Origin of the sequence: Citrobacter sp. Cpo012, assembly GCF_030333015.1 — a bacterium.
Taxonomy (GTDB): Bacteria; Pseudomonadota; Gammaproteobacteria; order Enterobacterales; family Enterobacteriaceae; genus Citrobacter; species Citrobacter portucalensis.
Genome location: NZ_JAOWGR010000036.1, coordinates 252,789 through 273,849, shown reverse-complemented (window position 1 = coordinate 273,849; position 21,061 = coordinate 252,789). Strand labels below are relative to the sequence as shown.

The window sequence follows — 21,061 nt, the reverse complement described above, 5'->3', positions numbered from 1 at the left end:
GGGGTCAATTACAAATCATCAAGGAAAGTTTTATCCAGTTGTTTGAAGGCGCGCTTAAGCGTGTCAGCCAGCGCCTGGTAATCCGGCTTTCCTTCTACCGGAGAGAGCGCCTGCCCAGCTTCTTGCAATTTACCCCGGACTTCATAGAACCAATTGAGAATTGAAGGCGGCAGCGGCGTTACAGAACGTTTTCCCAGCCACCACATCCCCTGCATCGGCAGGCTAAGCGCAAACAGCGCAGTCGCCACGGCCGGGCCCAACTGCCCCCCTAACGCAATTTGCCAACATAAGGTGAAGACGGCGATAGGCGGCATAAAACGAATCGCGTAACGCGTCATGCGGATCACGCGGTTCTCAACAAACACGGGCGCAAGGCGCTTTTCCATTGGCCACGTCTTTGCATAGTGCTGCCCCCGGCGAAACAAGCTAAAAAAATTGACGGAGCGATTATCCGGTGTCGACATGGCGGTTACCTCAACTTCACATATAAAAATTAAAAAATTTGTGCAAAACAACAACTACAAGGGACATCGTTCAAAACATTTTGTCTTTGATACCCACATTCAGGTATCCTGTGCCGGCCTGTAAGGCCTGTAGTCCAAAATCATTGAGTCGTCAAATTGGCATACATTATGCCATTGCCTGAAAAATACGCAAAATGACATAGACTCAAAGGTATTTATTCCATCGTGCCCAAAAAGACTATGGCGCATGATGTTAATCATAAACGTCGGTGTCATCATGCGCTACGCTCTATGACTCCCTGACGTTTTTTTAGCCACGTATCATAAATAGGTACTTCCATGTCGAGTAAGTTAGTACTGGTTCTGAACTGCGGTAGCTCCTCACTGAAATTTGCCATCATCGATGCAGTAAACGGTGAAGAATACCTCTCTGGTTTAGCCGAATGTTTCCATCTCCCAGAAGCACGTATCAAGTGGAAAATGGACGGCGGTAAACAAGAAGCGGCTTTAGGTGCAGGCGCCGCTCACAGTGAAGCGCTGAACTTTATCGTTAACACTATTCTGGCACAAAAACCAGAATTGTCTGCGCAATTGACCGCTATTGGTCACCGTATCGTACACGGCGGCGAGAAGTACACCAGCTCCGTGGTTATCGATGATTCCGTTATTCAGGGCATCAAAGATTCTGCCTCTTTCGCACCGCTGCATAACCCGGCTCACCTGATCGGTATCGCAGAAGCGCTGAAATCCTTCCCTAATCTGAAAGACAAAAACGTGGCTGTATTCGACACCGCGTTCCATCAGACTATGCCGGAAGAGTCTTACCTCTATGCTCTGCCGTACAGCCTGTACAAAGAACACGGCGTTCGTCGTTACGGCGCGCACGGTACCAGCCACTTCTTCGTCACTCAGGAAGCGGCAAAAGTGCTGAACAAACCGGTTGAAGAGCTGAACATCATCACTTGCCACCTGGGCAATGGCGGTTCTGTATCTGCTATCCGTAACGGTAAATGTGTTGATACCTCCATGGGTCTGACCCCGCTGGAAGGTCTGGTGATGGGTACGCGTTCCGGTGACATCGACCCGGCGATCATCTTCCACCTGCACGATACCCTGGGCATGAACGTTGACCAGATCAACAAAATGCTGACCAAAGAGTCCGGCCTGCTGGGTCTGACCGAAGTCACCAGCGACTGCCGTTATGTTGAAGATAACTACGCTACTAAAGAAGACGCTAAACGTGCAATGGACGTTTACTGCCACCGTCTGGCGAAATACATCGGTTCTTACACTGCGCTGATGGATGGTCGTCTGGATGCAGTTGTCTTCACCGGTGGTATCGGTGAAAACGCAGCGATGGTTCGTGAACTGTCTCTGGGCAAACTGGGCGTTCTGGGCTTTGAAGTTGACCACGAACGTAACCTGGCCGCACGTTTCGGCAAATCTGGTTTCATCAACAAAGAAGGTACCCGTCCTGCGCTGGTTATCCCAACCAACGAAGAACTGGTTATCGCGCAAGACGCGAGCCGCCTGACTGCCTGATTTCACACCGCCAGCCTAGCTGGCGGTGCTGTTTTGTAACCCGTCTAAATTGGCGGTAACGAAAGAGGATAAACCGTGTCCCGTATTATTATGCTGATCCCTACCGGAACCAGCGTCGGCCTGACCAGCGTCAGCCTTGGCGTGATCCGCGCAATGGAACGCAAAGGCGTTCGTCTGAGCGTCTTTAAGCCGATCGCTCAACCGCGTGCCGGTGGCGATGCGCCAGACCAGACTACCAGCATCGTCCGTGCTAACTCTTCTCTGCCAGCCGCAGAGCCGCTGAAGATGAGCCACGTTGAATCTCTGCTGTCCAGCAATCAGAAAGATGTGCTGATGGAAGAGATCATCGCGAACTACCACGCGAACACCAAAGACGCTGAAGTTGTACTGGTTGAAGGCCTGGTCCCAACCCGTAAACATCAGTTCGCGCAGTCTCTGAACTACGAAATCGCGAAAACGCTGAACGCGGAAATCGTCTTCGTTATGTCTCAGGGTACCGACACCCCGGAACAGCTGAACGAGCGTATTGAACTGACTCGCAGCAGCTTCGGCGGCGCGAAAAACACCAACATCACCGGCGTAATCGTTAACAAACTGAACGCACCGGTTGATGAGCAGGGCCGTACTCGCCCGGATCTGTCCGAGATTTTCGACGACTCTTCCAAAGCGAAAGTGATCAAAGTTGATCCGGCTAAACTGCAAGAATCCAGCCCGCTGCCGGTTCTGGGCGCGGTGCCATGGAGCTTCGATCTGATCGCTACTCGTGCAATCGATATGGCGCGTCACCTGAACGCCACCATCGTTAACGAAGGCGATATCAACACCCGTCGCGTGAAGTCTGTGACGTTCTGCGCACGCAGCATTCCACATATGCTGGAACACTTCCGCGCAGGCTCCCTGCTGGTAACTTCCGCAGATCGTCCTGACGTGCTGGTTGCAGCATGCCTGGCGGCCATGAACGGCGTGGAAATCGGTGCCCTGCTGCTGACTGGCGGCTACGAAATGGACGCGCGCATCACTAAACTGTGCGAACGTGCATTTGAAACCGGCCTGCCGGTATTCATGGTAAACACCAACACCTGGCAGACCTCTCTGAGCCTGCAGAGCTTCAACCTGGAAGTTCCGGTTGACGATCACGAGCGCATTGAGAAAGTTCAGGAATACGTTGCTAACTACATCAACGCTGACTGGATTGAATCCCTGACTGCAACCTCTGAGCGTAGCCGTCGTCTGTCTCCGCCAGCGTTCCGTTATCAGTTGACCGAGCTGGCGCGCAAAGCGGGCAAACGCGTTGTTCTGCCGGAAGGCGACGAACCGCGTACCGTTAAAGCGGCAGCCATCTGTGCTGAACGTGGTATCGCAACCTGCGTACTGCTGGGTAACCCGGATGAGATCACCCGCGTTGCAGCCTCTCAGGGCGTTGAACTGGGCGCTGGCGTAGAAATCGTTGATCCAGATGTGGTTCGCGAAAGCTACGTTGCTCGCCTGGTCGAACTGCGTAAAAACAAAGGTATGACCGAAACCGTTGCCCGCGAACAGCTGGAAGACAACGTGGTTCTCGGTACCCTGATGCTGGAACAGGACGATGTTGACGGTCTGGTTTCTGGTGCAGTACACACCACCGCGAACACCATCCGTCCGCCGCTGCAGCTGATCAAAACTGCACCGGGTAGCTCTCTGGTGTCTTCCGTGTTCTTCATGCTGCTGCCGGATCAGGTTTACGTTTACGGCGACTGCGCGATCAACCCGGATCCGACTGCAGAGCAGCTGGCAGAAATCGCGATTCAGTCCGCTGATTCCGCAATTGCCTTCGGTATCGAACCGCGCGTAGCGATGCTCTCCTACTCCACCGGTACTTCTGGTGCAGGTAGTGACGTAGAGAAAGTTCGCGAAGCAACCCGTCTGGCACAGGAAAAACGTCCTGACCTGATGATCGACGGTCCGCTGCAGTACGACGCCGCTGTTATGGCTGACGTAGCGAAATCCAAAGCGCCGAACTCTCCGGTTGCAGGTCGCGCTACCGTGTTCATCTTCCCGGATCTGAACACCGGTAACACCACTTACAAAGCGGTACAGCGTTCTGCCGACCTGATCTCCATTGGGCCAATGCTGCAGGGTATGCGCAAGCCGGTGAACGACCTGTCTCGTGGCGCGCTGGTAGACGATATCGTCTACACCATCGCACTGACCGCGATCCAGTCTTCCCAGCAGCAGCAGTAATCTGCCGAGTGTGCCGGATCTCTTATCCGGCAACACATCTGCTTATCAAACCGGAAATAGCTGATATTTCCGGTTTTTTTATGTCTATTTCCCTTTTGGCATAATCTGAAACATTTGCCTGGATGCGCTGCATCAATGAATAACTATTCTTCTGTTCGCATACTTACTCTCTTTTGCGTTGCAACAGGGATAGTCTTTCATGTCAGCAGTAACAGAATCACAGCCAGCTAAAAAATGGGCGATGCCCGACACGCTGGTGATTATTTTTTTCGTCGCCATTTTAACCAGTCTGGCAACATGGGTTGTTCCCGTCGGGATGTTCGACAGCCAGGAAGTGCAGTATCAGGTTGATGGACAAACCAAAACCCGTAAGGTGGTTGACCCCCATTCCTTTCGTATTCTGACCAACGACGCAGGTGAAGAGCAGTATCACCGGGTGCAGTTATTCACCACCGGAGATGAACGCCCAGGCCTGATGAATTTCCCGTTTGAAGGATTAACCTCCGGCTCGAAATTCGGCACTGCTGTCGGCATCATTATGTTTATGCTGGTCATTGGCGGCGCATTCGGCATCGTTATGCGTACCGGCACCATTGATAACGGCATCCTGGCGCTCATTCGCCATACGCGGGGCAACGAGGTCCTGTTTATCCCAGTGCTGTTTATTCTCTTCTCCTTAGGCGGCGCGGTGTTTGGCATGGGGGAAGAGGCTGTTGCCTTTGCCATTATCATCGCGCCTTTGATGGTACGGCTAGGTTACGACAGTATCACCACCGTGCTGGTTACCTATATCGCGACTCAGATTGGTTTCGCCAGCTCATGGATGAACCCATTTTGCGTGGTGGTCGCGCAAGGTATTGCGGGGGTACCGGTGCTCTCTGGTTCCGGGCTACGCATCGTGGTCTGGGTGATCGCTACACTAATCGGGCTGACCTTCACGCTGGCCTATGCGGCGCGAATCAAAAAGAATCCGCTTTTGTCCCGGGTACATGAATCCGACCGCTTCTTTCGCGAGCAGCAGGACGAAGTCGTGGAACGACGCTTCACGCTGGGCGACTGGTTAGTGCTAGTGGTGCTGACCGCGGTGATGATTTGGGTTGTCTGGGGCGTTATCGTCAACGCGTGGTTTATTCCTGAGATCGCCAGTCAGTTCTTCACGATGGGTCTGGTGATTGGCATTATCGGCGTCGTGTTTCGGCTCAACGGCATGACTGTCAACATCATGGCCTCCTCATTCACTGAGGGTGCACGAATGATGATTGCCCCTGCCCTGCTGGTTGGTTTTGCCAAAGGCATTTTACTGCTGGTCGGTAATGGAGAGGCGGGTGAAGCCAGCGTGTTAAACACTCTGCTGCACAGCATTGCCAATGGCATCAGCGGGCTGGATAACGCCATCGCGGCGTGGTTTATGCTATTGTTCCAGGCAGTATTTAATTTCTTCGTCACTTCCGGCTCTGGTCAGGCTGCGTTAACCATGCCGCTACTGGCACCGCTGGGCGATCTGGTTGGCGTAAACCGTCAGGTCACAGTCCTGGCCTTCCAGTTTGGCGACGGATTCAGTCATATTATCTATCCGACGTCAGCATCTCTGATGGCTACGTTAGGCGTTTGTCGGGTGGATTTTCGTAACTGGCTGAAGGTAGGTGCTACGCTGTTGGGACTGCTGTTTATTATGTCCAGCGTGGTGGTGATTGGCGCGCAGATGATGGGTTACCATTAAAAAGTGTGCGTCCGGCCTACTCGATTTCTCGACGCAGTAGGCCGGATGAACAGAGTTTACTCAGCTTCTTCCTGCTTTTCGGCTTTCGCCCCTTCATTCTTGGCGTTGCGGGTCATCCACAGCGCCAGGGCTTTCAGGGAGTCCGGTGTAAATTCGTCGCAGCGCGCGGTAATTTCTTCCGGCGTCAACCAGCAAACTTCACTGACCTCATCTTCCTGAAGCGCAAACGGTCCGTGGGAAACGCAGCTAAACAACCCACCCCATACGCGACAGTTCTGGTCTTCAAAGTAAAACTGACCATGCTCGGCAAACGGCACGCCCGCAATCCCCAGTTCCTCTTCTGCTTCACGACGCGCTGATTCCAGCATCTGCTCGTCAGCCTGAACCACACCGCCTGCGGTGGCATCCAGCATGCCGGGCAAAAAATCTTTTGTCTCAGTGCGACGTTGAACCAGAATTTTGCCCATACCATCATGCACAACGATATACGTTGCACGATGGCGTAAGCGTTGCGCCCGCATTTGTTCCCGGCTGGACTGTGCAATGACTTCGTTGTCTTCATTCACAATATCCACCCATTCAGTACTTGCCAAACGACGCTGTTCCACCATCAGGAAACCTTCTTTTTTCTGGCGCTCTTACGGCGCGTTTATGTTTGTGGGGTAAATTACGGATTAATCTCGACCTGTGCAATAACACTTTGATCATTGAGTGCCATTACGCTGAGAACATTATCATCCAGAATCCCGTAACTTGCCGCAAAGCCCCCTTTCGGGATGCTTACCGAGCCGGGATTGAAATGATAGATACCCTCGCGCCGCTCAGCAACCGGCAGATGAGTATGCCCATAAACCAGAACATCGCCCGCATTGAGCACCGGCATATTTTGCGGGCCAAAAAGGTGTCCGTGCGTCAAAAAGAGTCGCTGGTTTTCTGTCAGAATTTGCTGCCACGGCGCAGTCATCGGAAAATGCAGGAGCATCTGATCCACTTCGCTGTCGCAATTACCACGCACCGCAATAATTCGCGATGCCAGCTCATTCAGCCGTTCAGCAACCTGCGCAGGTGCATAGCCTTCTGGAAGCGCATTACGCGGCCCGTGGTTTAAAACATCACCCAATATCACCAGCCATTGCGCGCCGCTTGCAGCAAACCGTTCGAGTACGCGTTCCGTGGCTGGCAACGAACCATGAATGTCCGATGCGAACATCAGTTTCATCACTCACTCCTCGCTGAAAATTACCTTGTAATGATACTGGATTACGGCCCGTTTTTCAGCAGGAACGCTTCGCTGAAAGCGCGATAAAACGCTGTACTGAAGCGCGTTGCCACTGGAAGGTGGCGTATTCCGCAAGCGCTTCTGGAACCTCATCGCCGTTAAGGACCAGGCGATTAAGCATTAGCGCTAAATCGCAGTCAGCGATACACCATTCGCCAAATAAATTCTGCTTACCGTGGCTCAGTAAACTGCTCGCAGTAGCGAACAGTTTTTCCGCACTGGCTTTTCCCGCTTCGCTTAACGGTCCTTTCTTTACGCCAGCAAAAACAACATCTGTTGATCGTTCTTCACGGATAGGCATTAAATCGCTGCGGATCCACGCCTGAACCTGGCGCGCCCGCGCGCGTTTTTGCACATCGTGCGGATAGATACGCTCCCACTGTGGCGGCGCAAAGCTCTCTTCCAGGAACTCCGTAATCGCTGATGATTCGCTCAGTTCAAAACCATCGATCTCAAGAACCGGTACGCGGCGCGTTAAGGCGTAACCTTGCCATGAAGGATGCAAGTGTTCACCACTATTGAGATCAACGGTTTTCAGCGTGAAAGGTAGCCCCTTCTCTTGCAGAGCGACATAAACAGACAGCACGTAGGGGGAGAAAAAATTGGCATCTGACCACAGCGTAATTGCAGATTTGCTCATAATGTCCTCTGAAGTGTATTGGCTTGCCTTCAAAATATAGAGTCTTTCTCTCGCTGTCACTTGATGAAAACTCACGCACGCCAACAGGCTCTATACTTGTAATGACCCGGTTCATGACAAAACGGATGCTGAAAATGATCGATCTCTATTACACGCCATCGCCAAACGGTCACAAAATCACGCTGTTTCTTGAAGAGGCACAGCTGCAATACCGTCTGATTCATGTCGATATCAGCAAAGGTAGCCAGTTTCGCCCCGATTTTCTGCTGATCTCGCCGAACAATAAAATCCCGGCCATTATCGATCATGCGCCGGAAGATGGCGGAAGGCCCATCAGCTTGTTTGAGTCCGGAGAAATTTTACTCTATCTGGCGGAGAAGAGCGGTAAGCTGCTCAGCGGTGAATTACGCGAACGCCACACCACACTGCAGTGGCTGTTCTGGCAGGTCAGCGGTCTGGGTCCCATGCTGGGGCAGAATCATCATTTCAGTCATTACGCTCCGCAAACGATCCCTTACGCTATTGAAAGATACCAGGTTGAAACCCAGCGCCTGTACAACGTGATGAATAAACGTCTGGAAACGTCACCCTGGCTGGGAGGCGATCACTACAGCATTGCTGACATTGCCTGCTGGCCGTGGATCCACGCCCATCAGCGTCAGCGCATCGACCTCGACAATTACCCGGCGGTCAATAACTGGCACGAACGCATCCGTACGCGTCCTGCCACGGAACGCGCCATGCAGCAAGCACTGAGTGAGAAGCGGTGACGCAATTCGGTTCTCGTGTATCATGCAGAGGTTCATACATGGAGGAAACCTGCAATGTCACAACCTGACGCCATTATTCGTATAAAAAACCTTCGTCTGCGCACCTTTATCGGCATCAAAGAAGAGGAGATCCTTAATCGCCAGGATATCGTCATCAACATTGCCATCCACTATCCGGCAGACAAAGCCCGTACCAGCGAAGATATCAACGACGCGCTGAATTATCGCACTATCACCAAGAGCATCATTGCCCACGTGGAGGGTAACCGCTTCTCATTGTTAGAAAAATTAACTCAAGATGTGCTCGATATCGCACGCGAACATCACTGGGTCACTTATGCTGAAGTCGAGATAGATAAACTTCACGCATTGCGTTACGCCGACTCAGTATCAATGACGCTGAGCTGGCAGCGCTAAAACGTAACCCGGGAGGCGACATGCAGATTCTGATTACCGGCGGTACTGGCCTGATTGGACGTCATCTGATCCCCTGCCTGCTGGAACTGGGGCATCAGATAATCGTAGTGACACGTACCCCTGATAAGGCTCGTCAGATTCTCGACTCTCGGGTCACGTTATGGAAAGGACTGGAAGAGCGGCAACATCTCAATAATATTGATGCCGTGATTAACCTTGCCGGAGAGCCTATTGCAGATAAGCGCTGGAGCGCACAGCAAAAGGAACGCTTGTGCCAGAGCCGTTGGGGCATTACGCAGAAACTGGTCGATTTAATCAATGCGAGCGAGACGCCGCCCTCAGTGTTAATCTCCGGTTCCGCTACCGGTTACTACGGCGATTTGGGCGAAGTTGTGGTTACGGAAGAAGAGCCACCGCATAACGAATTTACCCACAAGCTGTGCGCCCGCTGGGAGCAAATTGCCAGCACTGCGCAAAGCGACAAAACCCGCGTATGTATGCTGCGTACCGGCGTGGTACTGGCCTCAGCAGGCGGCATTCTGGCAAAAATGGTCCCGCCGTTTCGTCTTGGCTTAGGCGGCCCGATCGGTAACGGACGCCAGTATATGGCCTGGATCCATGTTGATGATATGGTCAACGGAATTATCTGGCTGCTGAATAACGATCTACGTGGTTCCTTCAATATGGTTTCGCCATACCCGGTGCACAATGAGCAGTTTGCCCACGCGCTGGGTCACGCTCTGAACCGCCCTGCCATTCTGCGCGTTCCCGCCACCGCTATGCGACTGCTGATGGGGGAATCGTCAGTACTGGTCCTTGGTGGACAACGCGCATTGCCCAAACGCCTGGAAGCTTCCGGTTTCACGTTTCGCTGGTACGATTTAGAAGAAGCGCTGGCGGATGTCATCCGATAACCCCTAAGCGCTATTCACAGTCGCCGTTGTGGTGGTAAGGTTATAGACCAGATTTCCGCAATGGCGACGTTATGGCGATAATATCGACTCCCCGACTTACCCTCTCTTTGTTTCAATTTTCTGACTGGTCATTTTTCCAGAAACTCCGTGAATGTCCTGAAGTCATGCGCTATATGGGCAACATCGCCCCGGCGAAAGATACGCGGCTGTTATTCGCCAGACGTCTGGCCGCACAGCACACTTTCGTCATCCGCGAACATAACAGCCCGACGCCACTTGGCGATATTGGTCTGCAAATCAGCCATCTTTACCCGCAGGAAGCCGACCTCGGCTACGCCATCATGCCACAGGCTCAGGGGAAAGGTATTGCCAGCGAAGCCGTGCGCGCGGTGTGCCAGTATGCCTTCGAGCATGCAGGTGTGACGGCGATAAACGCATACGCGCTGGCGGATAACAAGGGTTCAATCCGTATTCTGGAAAAGACAGGCTTTGTACGTACGCAGGTACTGGAAAAGGCGTATGAGATTGACGGCATCGCCTACGACGACTGGGTGTTTCGGCTGGAGCGCGACGCGCTAAAATTGTAAGCCCGGAAAGCGTAGCGCCTCCGGGCTGTTGACTTACTTCAGCGATCCTTTAAGGAACTGCTGCAAACGCGGGCTTTGCGGATTACCGAATACCTGCTCCGGGTCGCCCTCTTCCTCAATTTTCCCCTGATGCAGGAAAATCACGTGCGTGGAAACATGACGAGCAAACCCCATTTCGTGGGTCACCACCACCATGGTTTTCCCCTCTTCAGCCAGCTGTTGCATAATGCGCAGCACTTCACCCACCAGCTCAGGATCAAGCGCCGACGTAGGTTCATCAAACAGCAACACTTCCGGTTCCATCGCCAGCGCACGGGCAATGGAAACACGCTGCTGCTGACCACCGGACAGGTGCACCGGATATTTGCCCTGTGCGCGCTCATCAATGCCCACTTTAGCCAGATACTTCACCGCACGGTCGCGAGCTTCCTGCTTGCTCAGCCCCAACACCTGAATCGGCGCTTCCATGACGTTTTCCAGCACTGTCATGTGACTCCACAGATTAAAGTGCTGAAAGACCATCGTCAGACGCGTACGCAGCAGGCGTAGCTGATTTTTGTCCGCAACCTTCAACTGGCCGTCTTTGTCGCGCACCAGACCAATGTTCTGACCGCTGACGACAATCGACCCGGCACTCGGTTTCTCGAGAAAGTTAATGCAGCGCAGGAAGGTACTTTTACCGGAACCTGACGAGCCAATAATGCTGATAACATCACCCGCGTTGGCCTGCAGCGATACCCCTTTCAGCACTTCATGTTCGCCGTAGTGCTTATGTAAATCGATAACGTTTAATTTATTTTCAGACATCGTGTTACTCGAATCATTTAGAGGATACATGCTGCAACCAGCGTTTTTCCGCTTTACGGAACAGACTGATCAGGACATACGAAATAATCAAATACAGCACAGCGGCAATACCGAAGGCGGTAAACGGCTGATATGTTGCCGAGTTGATATCGCGAGCGATTTTCAACAAATCAGGTACCGTTGCAGTAAATGCCAGCGCCGTGGAGTGCAGCATTAAAATGACTTCATTGCTGTATGCCGGCAGCGCAATACGCAGCGCGGAAGGTAAAATAATGCATCGATACAGTTTGAATGACGAGAAACCGTATGCGCGCGCAGCCTCAATCTCACCGTGAGGCACGGAACGAATAGCCCCGGCGAAAATCTCCGTGGTATAGGCGCAGGTATTCAGCGTCAGCGCCAGCACGGTGCAATTCAGCCCGCTGCGGAAAAACGCGTTGAGGAAGTCCGTGCCTTTAACTATTTCCAGCGTATACATCCCGGAATAAAACACCAGTAGCTGAACGTACAGCGGCGTCCCACGAAAAATATAGGTGAACAGCCAGATGGGAAACTGGATAAATTTATTACTGGAAACGCGACCAATCGCCAAAAAGAGTGCCAGTATTCCGCCCATCACTACTGACGAAATCAAAAGCCACAGGGTGATAGCGACGCCAGTATAGCGATATCCGTCGGTCCACAGCAGGGACTTCCAGTATTCCTGAATAATCTCGATCACAGGTCAGCCCTCTTCACACCCACGGAATAGCGGCGCTCAAGGTACAGCAGCACACCATTAGAAACAGTGGTAAACACCAGATAGATGACCCCGCACACGACGGCAAAATAGAACGGCTCCCAGGTACTCTTCCCGGCAAGCTGAGTCGCTTTCACCACGTCTTCAAGTCCAAGCAACGATACCAGCGCCGTAGCCTTAAGAATAACCTGCCAGTTATTGCCGATTCCCGGTAAGGCATAACGCATCATCGCCGGGAACATAATGCGACGAAATATTTGTGAGCTGGTAAAGCCAAACGCCGTCGCGGCTTCAATATGGCCTTTTGGTACAGCCATAAACGCACCGCGAAAAGTTTCGGTAAAATAGGCGCCGTAGATGAATCCAAGGGTGATAATGCCCGCAACCATCGGATCAATATCAATCTGGCCGATACCGATGGCATCGGTAATGGTGTTCAGCGCGATTTGTAATCCGTAGAAGATGAGCAGCATTAAGACCAGATCGGGTACGCCGCGGATTAGCGTTGTGTACCCTTCGAAAATAAGTCCCATTGCCCGGCTTTGCGACAGCTTTGCTGCTGCGCCGACAAGACCTATCAGAACCGCCAGTACCACCGAGCTGAGTGCCAGCTCCAGCGTAACAATTGCGCCCTGTAAAATAACACCTGAAAAGCCATACAACATGCTGCCTGTCCTGTCGTGTGTGGTGGAGTAGTAAGCCTCTTTTGATTTCAGACTAACCGTTAAATGCCGGATGGCGGCCTTGCCTTATCCGGCCTACAAAATCACCGTAGGCCGGATAAGCGCGGTGCCATCGGGCATAAATTCAACGCGTCAAAAATCTACGGGCTTTATCAGCACCTGCGGTAATTAACCGCCGTAAACATCAAAATCGAAGTACTTTTTCGCCAGCTTCTCGTAAGTACCGTCAGCTCGCATTTCGGCAAAGGCTTTATTCAGCGCTTCGCGCAGTTCATTATCGTCTTTGCGCAGCCCCATACCGGTACCCACGCCGAACAACTTCTCGTCTTTCACAGACGGGCCGCCGAATTTGTAATCTTTACCGACTGGCTGTTTCAGGAAGCCTTCGCTGGCCGCAACTTCATCCTGGAACGCGGCGTCAATACGCCCGGCAGTCAGGTCAGAATAGATATTGTCCTGCCCCTGATAAGAGACAATCTCAATACCTTTTGGCGCCCAGTGTTCGTTGCCGAACGTTTCCTGGGTAGTGCCCTGCAGCACACCAACACGTTTGCCTTTCAGCGACTCAATGGTCGGCTGAATAGCAGAATCTTTAGCGACAACCAGACGCGAATCGGCTGCATAAAGCTTGTCGGTAAATGCGATTTCCTGCTGACGTTTTTCAGTAATGGAAAGCGAGGACATGATGGCATCGATTTTCTTCGCTTTTAGCGAAGGGATCAGCGCGTCCAGCGGGTTTTCCACGAAGGTACATTGCGTATTGATACGTTTGCACAGCTCTTTAGCCAGATCGATATCAAAACCGACTAATTCACCCTGCGCATTCTTCGATTCGAACGGCGCATAAGTGGGATCGGTACCGATACGAATTTTTTGCGGAATGGCTGCAAATGCTGCGGTAGCACTGGAGAAAGCCAGAACCAGAGAAAGAGACAACACCAGTTTTTTCATAACTATCCTCAACAGACTGTCTTTTATAGGGGATCTTTACAGGACCAGGTGCAGTTATCGTGCCATTAATCAGGCCGACAAGGCAAAGCATTCTACCCTGTCGGCGGTATTTATTTGCATGAAAAGCGCTTAAGTATGCACTCATGCTTATTAAGTCAGCGATAAAAGCACCAAAACAGTGCACTGAAATTATTATGCACCGAAATGGTTACCCGCAATGGTGCAGTCAATTCCCCACGCCGCTGTATTAATCGCCGTAGACATTAAAATTAAAATATTTGCTCGCCATTTTGTCGTAGGTGCCGTCTTTACGCAGTTCGCCCAGCGCTTTGTCGAAAGCGGCTTTCAGCTCTGCATCATCTTTGCGCAAGCCAATCCCGGTTCCGTCACCAAAGTATTTTTTATCTTTCACCGACGGACCGGCAAAAGCGTAATCCTTACCAGCAGGCTGCTTCAGGAAGCCTTCGCTGGCCGCGACTTCATCTTGCAATGCCGCGTCCAGACGGCCTGCCGTCAGGTCAGAATAGATGAGGTCCTGGTTCGCATAGGCCACCACGTCCACGCCTTTGCTGCGCCAGTTGTCATTGGCATAGGCTTCCTGAGTAGAGCCTTGCAGGACGCCAACGTGTTTACCCTTGAGGGAATCCAGAGTCGGCTGAATTGGGGAACCTTTCGCGGCGATCAGACGTGAGTCTGCAGCGTAAAGTTTGTCTGAGAACGCAATCTCTTGCTGACGCTTTTCGGTGATAGAAAGCGAGGAGATGATGGCATCAATTTTTTTCGCTTTCAGCGATGGGATCAGCGCATCAAAGTCACTGGCAACCCAGGTGCATTTGATCTGCATGCGCTTACACATCTCATTTCCCAGATCGATATCGAAGCCGACAAAGTCGCCTTTGGCATCTTTAGAGGAAAAAGGAGCGTACGTTGTATCTGTACCAATACGAACCGTCTGCGGAAGTGCTGCGTAGCTGGCCGCGGTGGCGGAGAGTCCTACCAGCAAAGACAAAGCAAGAACCGTCTTCTTCATACATAACCCTCAAGTGGCGTAATTTTATTATGTTTTACGTTGTGTTGTGTGTTTGCAGACTTTTTCATGCATGTCTTATGCCATTTTCACGTCGATGAGGATATTCGACGTTAAATATGTTAATAAAACGTTGCAATAATGTCCTGATTTTGAAGATAGCAGGTCTGGCGGTTGAACCGCAGCGTTTCGTTGAGTTTTAACGAATTAAATGTTGAGGATATGATCGCGGTTACAAAATTGCCCTGAAACAGGGCAACGGATGATTCTTTGCACGCTGATGGAACGGCTTACGCCCCTTGCCAGCGGGTGAACAGGTCCTGCGGGAGGGTAATATCAAACTGGTCAAGCACGCGATTAACCGTTTGATTAATCACATCATCGAGCGTTTGCGGACGATGATAAAACGCCGGGACAGGTGGCATAATTACCGCCCCAATTTCTGCCGCCTGCGTCATCAATCGCAAATGCCCCAGATGCAGCGGCGTTTCGCGTACACACAGCAGCAGCGGACGACGTTCTTTCAACACCACATCTGCCGCACGGGTAAGCAACCCATCGGTGTAACTGTGGACGATGCCAGAAAGCGTTTTGATTGAACAAGGCAGAATAACCATTCCGGCAGTCTGAAAAGAGCCGGAGGAGATACTGGCGGCGATATCACGGGTATCATGATTCACATTTGCCAGCGCCTGCACGTCGCGCACAGAGAGGTCCGTTTCCAGCGCCAGCGTCTGTCGGGCAGCGGCACTCATCACCAGGTGGGTTTCCACATCAGTGACGTCACGCAATACCTGCAACAGGCGCACGCCGTAAATTGCCCCGCTTGCACCAGAAATACCAATGATGAGTCGTTTCATGTGTAATCGCCCTTACTTGCTCAGGGCCGACTTTGCAGGAAATTACGGTGAGTTGCAAGCAAGGGCGCAGGTTGCGCCCTTGCTTGCGAGCAAACATTAACCTTCGTTGTGCATCTCAAGGTTTTCCGCTTCGTTCTGACGCAACACCGCTTTGGCATCGTCATTACGCAGGGAGTCGAGGAAATCGAGATATTGCTGGTCGACGTCTTTGGTAACGTACACACCGTTAAACACTGAACATTCAAACTGCTGAATATCCGGGTTCTCAGCACGGACAGCTTCAATCAGATCGTTCAGATCCTGGAAGATCAGACCATCTGCGCCGATTATCTGGCGAATCTCGTCCACTTCACGACCATGCGCAATCAGCTCCGTCGCCGTAGGCATATCGATGCCATAAACGTTCGGGAAGCGAATTTCCGGGGCGGCAGAGGCCAGATACACCTTCTTCGCTCCGGCTTCACGCGCCATCTCGATAATCTGTTCTGAGGTGGTGCCACGCACGATGGAGTCATCCACCAACAGCACGTTTTTATCACGGAATTCCGCACGGTTAGCGTTCAGCTTACGGCGCACAGATTTACGACGCAACTGCTGGCCCGGCATGATAAAGGTACGGCCCACATAGCGGTTTTTCACAAACCCCTGGCGGTACGGCTTACCGAGAATACGGGCAATTTCCAGCGCGATATCACAGGAGGTTTCCGGGATTGGGATTACTACGTCGATGTCCAGATCTTCCCACTCACGGGCAATTTTTTCGCCAAGCTTAGTCCCCATATTCACACGGGCGCTGTAGACGGAAATCTTGTCGATAAAGGAGTCAGGACGTGCGAAGTAAACGTATTCAAACAGACATGGATTGCTCACCGGGTTATCGGCACACTGACGGGTAAACAGCTGGCCTTTTTCGGTGATGTACACTGCTTCGCCAGGTGCTACGTCGCGCAGGAATTCAAAGCCCAGCGTATCCAGCGCTACGCTCTCAGACGCCACCATGTACTCGGTACGGCCATCGCCAATATCGCGTTTGCCCATCACCAGCGGACGGATACCGTTAGGGTCGCGGAAGGCAACCATACCGTGACCGATAATCATCGCCACGCAGGCATAGGCGCCGCGAATCTGGCGGTTGGTTGCCGCAATGGCCGCAAAAATATTGTCGGCTTCCAGCGGGTAATGGCGGAAGTTATCCAGCTCGCTGGCGAAAATATTCAGCAGAATTTCAGAATCTGAAGTGGTATTGATGTGGCGGCGCTTTTCTTCAAACAGCTTTTTACGCAACTCATGTGCATTGGTCAGGTTGCCATTGTGGGCAAGCGTAATGCCATACGGTGAGTTGACGTAAAAAGGTTGAGCTTCGGAGGCGCTGGAGCTGCCAGCCGTTGGGTAACGCACATGACCGATGCCCATATTGCCCTGCAAACGCTGCATATGGCGCGCTTCAAAAATATCGCTCACCATTCCGTTTGCTTTACGCAAGCGGAAGCAGTTGTTGGCATCAATGGTGATGATGCCCGCAGCATCCTGACCACGATGCTGGAGCACCGTTAACGCGTCATAAATCGACTGGTTTACCGGCATAACACCGGCGATACCGACAATACCGCACATACGTCTTTTCCTCGTTCAGCAACGACCCAAAGTTTATACTTTGGGCAAGAAACTTGACGAGCTTTGCAGATAGTCAAAGAACCATCTGATGATGAAACTGAACTGCGGGATCAGCTGTGACTTACCCCAGTCTTCACTTTTCGACAGACCGGTAAAGGTATCGAGAAAGAACAGTATGGCGGCGACGATCAACGCTCCACGCAAAGCACCGAAGCAAATCCCCAACACTCTGTCGGTACCCGACAGTCCTGTTTTCTCTACCAGTTGGCCTATCACAAAGTTAACGATAGCGCCGACGATAAGTGTCGCGATGAACAGTATCGCGATAGCAATCCCATTTCGAACCAGTTCGTCTTCAAAGCCCGTAAACCAGACAGACAGGTAAGTGTAGTAATGGCTGGCGACAAAGAAAGCACAACCCCAAGTCACCAACGATAATGCTTCACGAACAAAGCCACGGATCAGGCTAACCAGACAGGAAAAACCAATCACCGCGATAATGGCGTAATCAATCCAGACCATATGTGTCCCACGATTTTACGCCCTGTCGTCCTGTTCGGGGCGCATTCTAACAGAAAAAGAAAACGTTTGCGTAGGGATTTCCTTTCCACGCGTAAATAAAAATGGCGCTGAAAAAATCTTCAACGCCATACGATTTTATGCCTCTTCGGACACTGCCGGATGGCGGTGTAAACACCTTGTCCGGCCTACATCAGAGCAACGTAACGCAATCCCTTAGTTAGGGGTATACCCCATCACCACCCCGCTCAAACCAGAGATCTTCTGCAGCTCGCCCAGCGAGTTCTTCAGCTTATCTTTGGAGGCGTCAGGCCCTACGAGAATGCGGGTTATTTTACCCTGCACCGGCGTTGACGGGGAAGTATATACCCGGAAGCCCGCGCCACGAAGTTTACCCACGATCTCATTGACCTTATCCGCGTTTTTCAATGCACCGAGCTGTACAACATACGCTTTGCCGGTTGGGGCTGGCGCTTCCTCAGCGGCCGGTTTCGGCGCTGGAGTCGGTGCCGGCGTCGGGGCGACGGCAACAGGCTGCGGTTTCGGTTTAGGTTTCGGTGGTTCCACAGGCGCAGGGACAGGATCTAACTCCGCGCTGTTTGCCGTCGTCAAACGTGATGGATCCAACGATGGCGCGGCAGCATCACCCGCACGCACCTCTTCTGCCGCCCCTTCCGGCGGCTGAGTCGGCAGCGCCTGCGTTGCTGCTGGCATCATGTCTGGTTCATCGCGATCGCCGGGTTTAGGCACCAGTGGGATCGCTGCAAATTCATCCTGATAATGCTTTTTCTGGCCGTCAAGCAGCCCGGGAAGCACAATTACCCCGAGCGCGACCAGCACAATTGTGCCGACTAATCGGTTCTGAAACTTACTCGCCACCGCTTCTCCCCACGTCTATTACTTCCATGACATGTGCGACAGTGTGAAACGATCCACACACCAACACGGTATCTTCTGGCTTCGCCTCAGCAAGTGCCGCAGCCCATGCCTGCGCCACGCTGTCATAAGCGTTGCCTTTGCCCAGGTGCTCCAGCAGCTGTTCTGCCGTTGCACCACGCGGCCCTTCCAGGGGCGCACAGTACCAGTCGTCAACCACACTTTTCAGCCAGGCCAACGTACCGGCAATATCTTTATCATGTAGCATACCGATAACCGCAAGTACACGCCCGCTTTTCACTAACTTTTTCAGACGTCCGGTCAGATACTCCGCCGCATGCGGGTTATGGGCAACATCAAAAATCACCCGCGGCGACTCGCTCACAATCTGGAAGCGTCCCGGTAAAATCGCTTGTTCGATACCGTCACGAATGGCCTGCTCGCTGACGTTAAGGCCGCTTGCGCGCAGTGCGGCCAGTGCGGTTGCAGCATTAGGTTGTGGCACCTGCGGCAACGGCAGGTGCGCCAGCGTTCCATGAGCATCAGTAAACGACCAGTAGTTCTCCGTGACCGCATAGCGCCAGTCCACACCGCAACGTTGCAAAATCGCCCCGCTCTCCTGAGCGACATCCGCGATGGTGTAAGGCATTTCCGGTTCGCCGACGATGGCCGGTTTCTCTGCGCGGAAAATCCCTGCCTTCTCTCGACCAATACTTTCGCGATCCGGGCCCAGCCAGTCAGTATGGTCAAGCGCAATACTGGTGACTACTGCGACATCGGCATCGACGATATTGGTGGCGTCAAGGCGGCCGCCTAACCCCACTTCCAGAATAACAACATCCAGTTGGGCCTGTTTAAACAGCCAGAGTGCCGATAACGTACCGTATTCAAAGTAAGTCAGGGAAATGTCACCACGTGCGTCTTCAATCTCAGCAAACGAGGCGGTATGAGCTGATTCCGGCAGTTCACGCCCCTGCACGCGCACGCGTTCCGTGTAGCGCACCAGATGAGGCGAACTGTACACCCCAACTTTATAGCCTGCCGCAGTCAGCACAGATTCCAGCGTACGACAGGTTGTGCCTTTCCCATTGGTTCCTGCCACCGTAAAAACAAATGGCGCAGGTTTCAACACACCCAGTTTACGCGCCACCTGGCTGACGCGTTCAAGGCCCAGATCGATGGTTTTACTGTGCAGGTTTTCAAGATAAGAAAGCCACGACGCCAGGGGCGACGCGGCTTGAGGGATACGTTTATTGTCCATGATGCCTGTAGATTCTTTACGTTGAGAAAAGCAAAAGGGCAGCGCCAACCGGCCTGCCCTTTTTTACACGTCGTTTTCCACGTTGCAGATGTGTTGGCTGTACTCGCTCTCCCGAATCACTTAACGGTGTAAGTTCATCGGGATTAACACTCTTGTCGCCTGCCTGCAACCCGAAACCCATAGCGTAAACTATCAGGCCTCTGGTTCCTGATCGGGAACCGGAGGTACCACTTCGCCTTCACGCGGCTCATCCGGATTCGGCGCAGGAAGATTCATCAGCTTCGCCAGGATGCTTGCCAGTTTCAGGCGCATTTCCGGACGGCGAACGATCATATCGATAGCGCCTTTTTCAATCAGGAACTCGCTGCGCTGGAATCCCGGCGGCAGTTTCTCACGTACGGTTTGCTCGATAACACGTGGACCAGCGAAGCCGATCAGTGCTTTCGGTTCTGCAATGTTGAGATCGCCCAGCATCGCGAAGCTTGCGGAAACACCACCCATTGTTGGGTCGGTCAGTACAGAAATATACGGTAAACCGCGTTCCTGCATTTTCGCTAGCGCAGCAGAGGTTTTCGCCATCTGCATCAAAGACATCAGCGCTTCCTGCATACGCGCCCCGCCAGAAGCGGAGAAGCAGATCAGCGGACAGTTGTCTTCCAGCGCCTGCTCAACGGCACGGACAAAACGCGCGCCGACCACAGAGCCCATGGAGCCGCCCATAAACGCGAACTCGAATGCCGCAGCAACGACCGGCATACCGTGAAGTGTGCCTTTCATCACCACCAGCGCATCTTTCTCGCCAGTTTCTTTCTGCGCAGAAGCCAGTCTGTCTTTGTATTTTTTGGAGTCACGAAACTTCAGCACGTCTTTCGGCTCAAGCTCGCTACCCAGTTCCACAAGAGAACCTTCATCTAACAGGCTATGCAGGCGATTGCGCGCCGACATGCGCATATGATGGTCACACTTCGGACAGACCTCAAGATTACGTTCCAGCTCAGCACGGTATAAAACCTGACCGCAGCTATCACACTTGGTCCACACCCCTTCAGGAATGCTTGCCTTGCGGGTGGGAGTAATGTTGCTTTTAATTCGTTCAATCCAGCTCATTGGTGACCTTTCTGCCTGAACCCTAGTCAGCTTTGTTATAAGGGGCGCATAATGCCATTTTTGC

At 52.5% G+C, this 21,061-nt stretch carries 22 protein-coding genes; 7 read left to right on the top strand and 15 right to left on the bottom strand.

Annotated features, from left to right (window positions below; genetic code table 11):
* Window positions 1-8 precede the first annotated feature (8 nt).
* A complete protein-coding gene (yfbV, locus tag OGX90_RS08100) occupies window positions 9-464 on the bottom strand; it encodes a terminus macrodomain insulation protein YfbV (RefSeq protein WP_003028087.1) in 456 nt (151 codons plus the stop codon).
* Between the two features lie 339 nt (window positions 465-803).
* Between yfbV and ackA the strand changes: the two genes are divergently transcribed.
* The 3 genes from ackA (at window position 804) to yfcC (ending at window position 5,946) form a co-directional block, all read left to right on the top strand.
* A complete protein-coding gene (gene ackA, locus OGX90_RS08095; RefSeq protein WP_286623496.1) occupies window positions 804-2,006 on the top strand; it encodes an acetate kinase in 1,203 nt (400 codons plus the stop codon).
* 75 nt (window positions 2,007-2,081) lie between these two features.
* Window positions 2,082-4,226: a phosphate acetyltransferase gene (gene pta / locus OGX90_RS08090; protein ID WP_008785351.1), complete on the top strand. Its 2,145-nt coding sequence runs from the start codon at window positions 2,082-2,084 to the stop codon at window positions 4,224-4,226.
* 199 nt (window positions 4,227-4,425) lie between these two features.
* The gene (yfcC, locus tag OGX90_RS08085) at window positions 4,426-5,946 is read left to right on the top strand and encodes a putative basic amino acid antiporter YfcC (protein WP_060683497.1); all 1,521 of its coding nucleotides are present in this window, start codon (window positions 4,426-4,428) and stop codon (window positions 5,944-5,946) included.
* 56 nt (window positions 5,947-6,002) lie between these two features.
* Here yfcC and yfcD read toward each other — a convergent pair whose 3' ends face one another.
* The 3 genes from yfcD to yfcF are packed head-to-tail and all read right to left on the bottom strand — an operon-like array spanning window position 6,003 to window position 7,865.
* Entirely contained in the window at window positions 6,003-6,557 is a 555-nt protein-coding gene (yfcD, locus tag OGX90_RS08080) for an NUDIX hydrolase YfcD (protein WP_003834775.1), read from the bottom strand.
* Window positions 6,558-6,613: 56 nt separating this feature from the next.
* Window positions 6,614-7,165: a phosphodiesterase gene (gene yfcE / locus OGX90_RS08075; protein WP_008785353.1), complete on the bottom strand. Its 552-nt coding sequence runs from the start codon at window positions 7,163-7,165 to the stop codon at window positions 6,614-6,616.
* A gap of 55 nt (window positions 7,166-7,220) precedes the next feature.
* Window positions 7,221-7,865 (bottom strand): glutathione transferase, encoded by a 645-nt coding sequence (gene yfcF / locus OGX90_RS08070; protein ID WP_003834778.1) that lies wholly within the window; start codon window positions 7,863-7,865, stop codon window positions 7,221-7,223.
* 134 nt (window positions 7,866-7,999) lie between these two features.
* On the opposite strand from yfcF, the gene yfcG reads away from it, so the two are divergent.
* From yfcG to OGX90_RS08050, 4 genes are all read left to right on the top strand, one after another.
* Window positions 8,000-8,635: a GSH-dependent disulfide bond oxidoreductase gene (gene yfcG / locus OGX90_RS08065; RefSeq protein WP_020996685.1), complete on the top strand. Its 636-nt coding sequence runs from the start codon at window positions 8,000-8,002 to the stop codon at window positions 8,633-8,635.
* A gap of 54 nt (window positions 8,636-8,689) precedes the next feature.
* Complete coding sequence (gene folX / locus OGX90_RS08060; protein WP_003028107.1) at window positions 8,690-9,052, top strand: dihydroneopterin triphosphate 2'-epimerase; 363 nt, start codon at window positions 8,690-8,692, stop codon at window positions 9,050-9,052.
* A 20-nt stretch (window positions 9,053-9,072) separates the two neighbouring features.
* Window positions 9,073-9,966 (top strand): TIGR01777 family oxidoreductase, encoded by an 894-nt coding sequence (locus OGX90_RS08055; protein ID WP_286623494.1) that lies wholly within the window; start codon window positions 9,073-9,075, stop codon window positions 9,964-9,966.
* 71 nt (window positions 9,967-10,037) lie between these two features.
* Window positions 10,038-10,553: a GNAT family N-acetyltransferase gene (locus OGX90_RS08050; RefSeq protein ID WP_071845290.1), complete on the top strand. Its 516-nt coding sequence runs from the start codon at window positions 10,038-10,040 to the stop codon at window positions 10,551-10,553.
* Between the two features lie 33 nt (window positions 10,554-10,586).
* Here OGX90_RS08050 and hisP read toward each other — a convergent pair whose 3' ends face one another.
* The 11 genes from hisP to accD all read right to left on the bottom strand — a co-directional run bounded on the left by hisP (window position 10,587) and on the right by accD (window position 20,997).
* Entirely contained in the window at window positions 10,587-11,360 is a 774-nt protein-coding gene (hisP, locus tag OGX90_RS08045; RefSeq protein WP_003028114.1) for a histidine ABC transporter ATP-binding protein HisP, read from the bottom strand.
* Window positions 11,361-11,373: 13 nt separating this feature from the next.
* Window positions 11,374-12,081, bottom strand: a complete 708-nt coding sequence (hisM, locus tag OGX90_RS08040) for a histidine ABC transporter permease HisM (protein ID WP_003028116.1) — start codon at window positions 12,079-12,081, stop codon at window positions 11,374-11,376.
* A complete protein-coding gene (locus OGX90_RS08035) occupies window positions 12,078-12,764 on the bottom strand; it encodes a histidine ABC transporter permease HisQ (protein WP_003028118.1) in 687 nt (228 codons plus the stop codon). Before OGX90_RS08035 ends, hisM begins: the two co-directional genes overlap by 4 nt.
* A gap of 186 nt (window positions 12,765-12,950) precedes the next feature.
* On the bottom strand, window positions 12,951-13,733 hold the full coding sequence (hisJ, locus tag OGX90_RS08030) for a histidine ABC transporter substrate-binding protein HisJ (protein WP_003028120.1): 783 nt from the start codon (window positions 13,731-13,733) through the stop codon (window positions 12,951-12,953).
* Window positions 13,734-13,980: 247 nt separating this feature from the next.
* Window positions 13,981-14,763, bottom strand: coding sequence for a lysine/arginine/ornithine ABC transporter substrate-binding protein ArgT (gene argT / locus OGX90_RS08025; RefSeq protein ID WP_006683634.1), 783 nt, complete (start codon window positions 14,761-14,763; stop codon window positions 13,981-13,983).
* A gap of 287 nt (window positions 14,764-15,050) precedes the next feature.
* Window positions 15,051-15,620, bottom strand: a complete 570-nt coding sequence (locus OGX90_RS08020; protein WP_048234819.1) for a UbiX family flavin prenyltransferase — start codon at window positions 15,618-15,620, stop codon at window positions 15,051-15,053.
* A gap of 96 nt (window positions 15,621-15,716) precedes the next feature.
* Window positions 15,717-17,234 (bottom strand): amidophosphoribosyltransferase, encoded by a 1,518-nt coding sequence (purF, locus tag OGX90_RS08015; protein WP_003028127.1) that lies wholly within the window; start codon window positions 17,232-17,234, stop codon window positions 15,717-15,719.
* A gap of 33 nt (window positions 17,235-17,267) precedes the next feature.
* Complete coding sequence (cvpA, locus tag OGX90_RS08010) at window positions 17,268-17,756, bottom strand: colicin V production protein (protein WP_003028129.1); 489 nt, start codon at window positions 17,754-17,756, stop codon at window positions 17,268-17,270.
* A gap of 213 nt (window positions 17,757-17,969) precedes the next feature.
* A complete protein-coding gene (gene dedD / locus OGX90_RS08005) occupies window positions 17,970-18,632 on the bottom strand; it encodes a cell division protein DedD (protein ID WP_048218334.1) in 663 nt (220 codons plus the stop codon).
* Complete coding sequence (folC, locus tag OGX90_RS08000) at window positions 18,622-19,890, bottom strand: bifunctional tetrahydrofolate synthase/dihydrofolate synthase (RefSeq protein WP_286623491.1); 1,269 nt, start codon at window positions 19,888-19,890, stop codon at window positions 18,622-18,624. Before folC ends, dedD begins: the two co-directional genes overlap by 11 nt.
* Window positions 19,891-20,082: 192 nt before the next feature.
* Window positions 20,083-20,997 carry an acetyl-CoA carboxylase, carboxyltransferase subunit beta gene (gene accD, locus OGX90_RS07995; RefSeq protein WP_003834797.1) on the bottom strand — a complete coding sequence of 305 codons (915 nt, stop codon included), beginning with the start codon at window positions 20,995-20,997 and terminating at the stop codon, window positions 20,083-20,085.
* Between the last annotated feature and the right edge of the window lie 64 nt (window positions 20,998-21,061).

Coding starts and splice junctions, on each gene's coding strand:
- yfcG (WP_020996685.1), top strand. CDS start 8,000: ATGATCGATCTCTATTACACGCCATCGCCAAACGGTCACAAAATCACG.
- argT (WP_006683634.1), bottom strand. CDS start 14,763: ATGAAGAAGACGGTTCTTGCTTTGTCTTTGCTGGTAGGACTCTCCGCC.
- OGX90_RS08050 (WP_071845290.1), top strand. CDS start 10,038: ATGGCGATAATATCGACTCCCCGACTTACCCTCTCTTTGTTTCAATTT.
- yfcF (WP_003834778.1), bottom strand. CDS start 7,865: ATGAGCAAATCTGCAATTACGCTGTGGTCAGATGCCAATTTTTTCTCC.
- ackA (WP_286623496.1), top strand. CDS start 804: ATGTCGAGTAAGTTAGTACTGGTTCTGAACTGCGGTAGCTCCTCACTG.
- folC (WP_286623491.1), bottom strand. CDS start 19,890: ATGGACAATAAACGTATCCCTCAAGCCGCGTCGCCCCTGGCGTCGTGG.
- yfcC (WP_060683497.1), top strand. CDS start 4,426: ATGTCAGCAGTAACAGAATCACAGCCAGCTAAAAAATGGGCGATGCCC.
- yfcD (WP_003834775.1), bottom strand. CDS start 6,557: ATGGTGGAACAGCGTCGTTTGGCAAGTACTGAATGGGTGGATATTGTG.
- accD (WP_003834797.1), bottom strand. CDS start 20,997: ATGAGCTGGATTGAACGAATTAAAAGCAACATTACTCCCACCCGCAAG.
- folX (WP_003028107.1), top strand. CDS start 8,690: ATGTCACAACCTGACGCCATTATTCGTATAAAAAACCTTCGTCTGCGC.
- OGX90_RS08020 (WP_048234819.1), bottom strand. CDS start 15,620: ATGAAACGACTCATCATTGGTATTTCTGGTGCAAGCGGGGCAATTTAC.
- OGX90_RS08055 (WP_286623494.1), top strand. CDS start 9,073: ATGCAGATTCTGATTACCGGCGGTACTGGCCTGATTGGACGTCATCTG.
- yfcE (WP_008785353.1), bottom strand. CDS start 7,165: ATGAAACTGATGTTCGCATCGGACATTCATGGTTCGTTGCCAGCCACG.
- OGX90_RS08035 (WP_003028118.1), bottom strand. CDS start 12,764: ATGTTGTATGGCTTTTCAGGTGTTATTTTACAGGGCGCAATTGTTACG.
- cvpA (WP_003028129.1), bottom strand. CDS start 17,756: ATGGTCTGGATTGATTACGCCATTATCGCGGTGATTGGTTTTTCCTGT.
- yfbV (WP_003028087.1), bottom strand. CDS start 464: ATGTCGACACCGGATAATCGCTCCGTCAATTTTTTTAGCTTGTTTCGC.
- purF (WP_003028127.1), bottom strand. CDS start 17,234: ATGTGCGGTATTGTCGGTATCGCCGGTGTTATGCCGGTAAACCAGTCG.
- hisJ (WP_003028120.1), bottom strand. CDS start 13,733: ATGAAAAAACTGGTGTTGTCTCTTTCTCTGGTTCTGGCTTTCTCCAGT.
- hisP (WP_003028114.1), bottom strand. CDS start 11,360: ATGTCTGAAAATAAATTAAACGTTATCGATTTACATAAGCACTACGGC.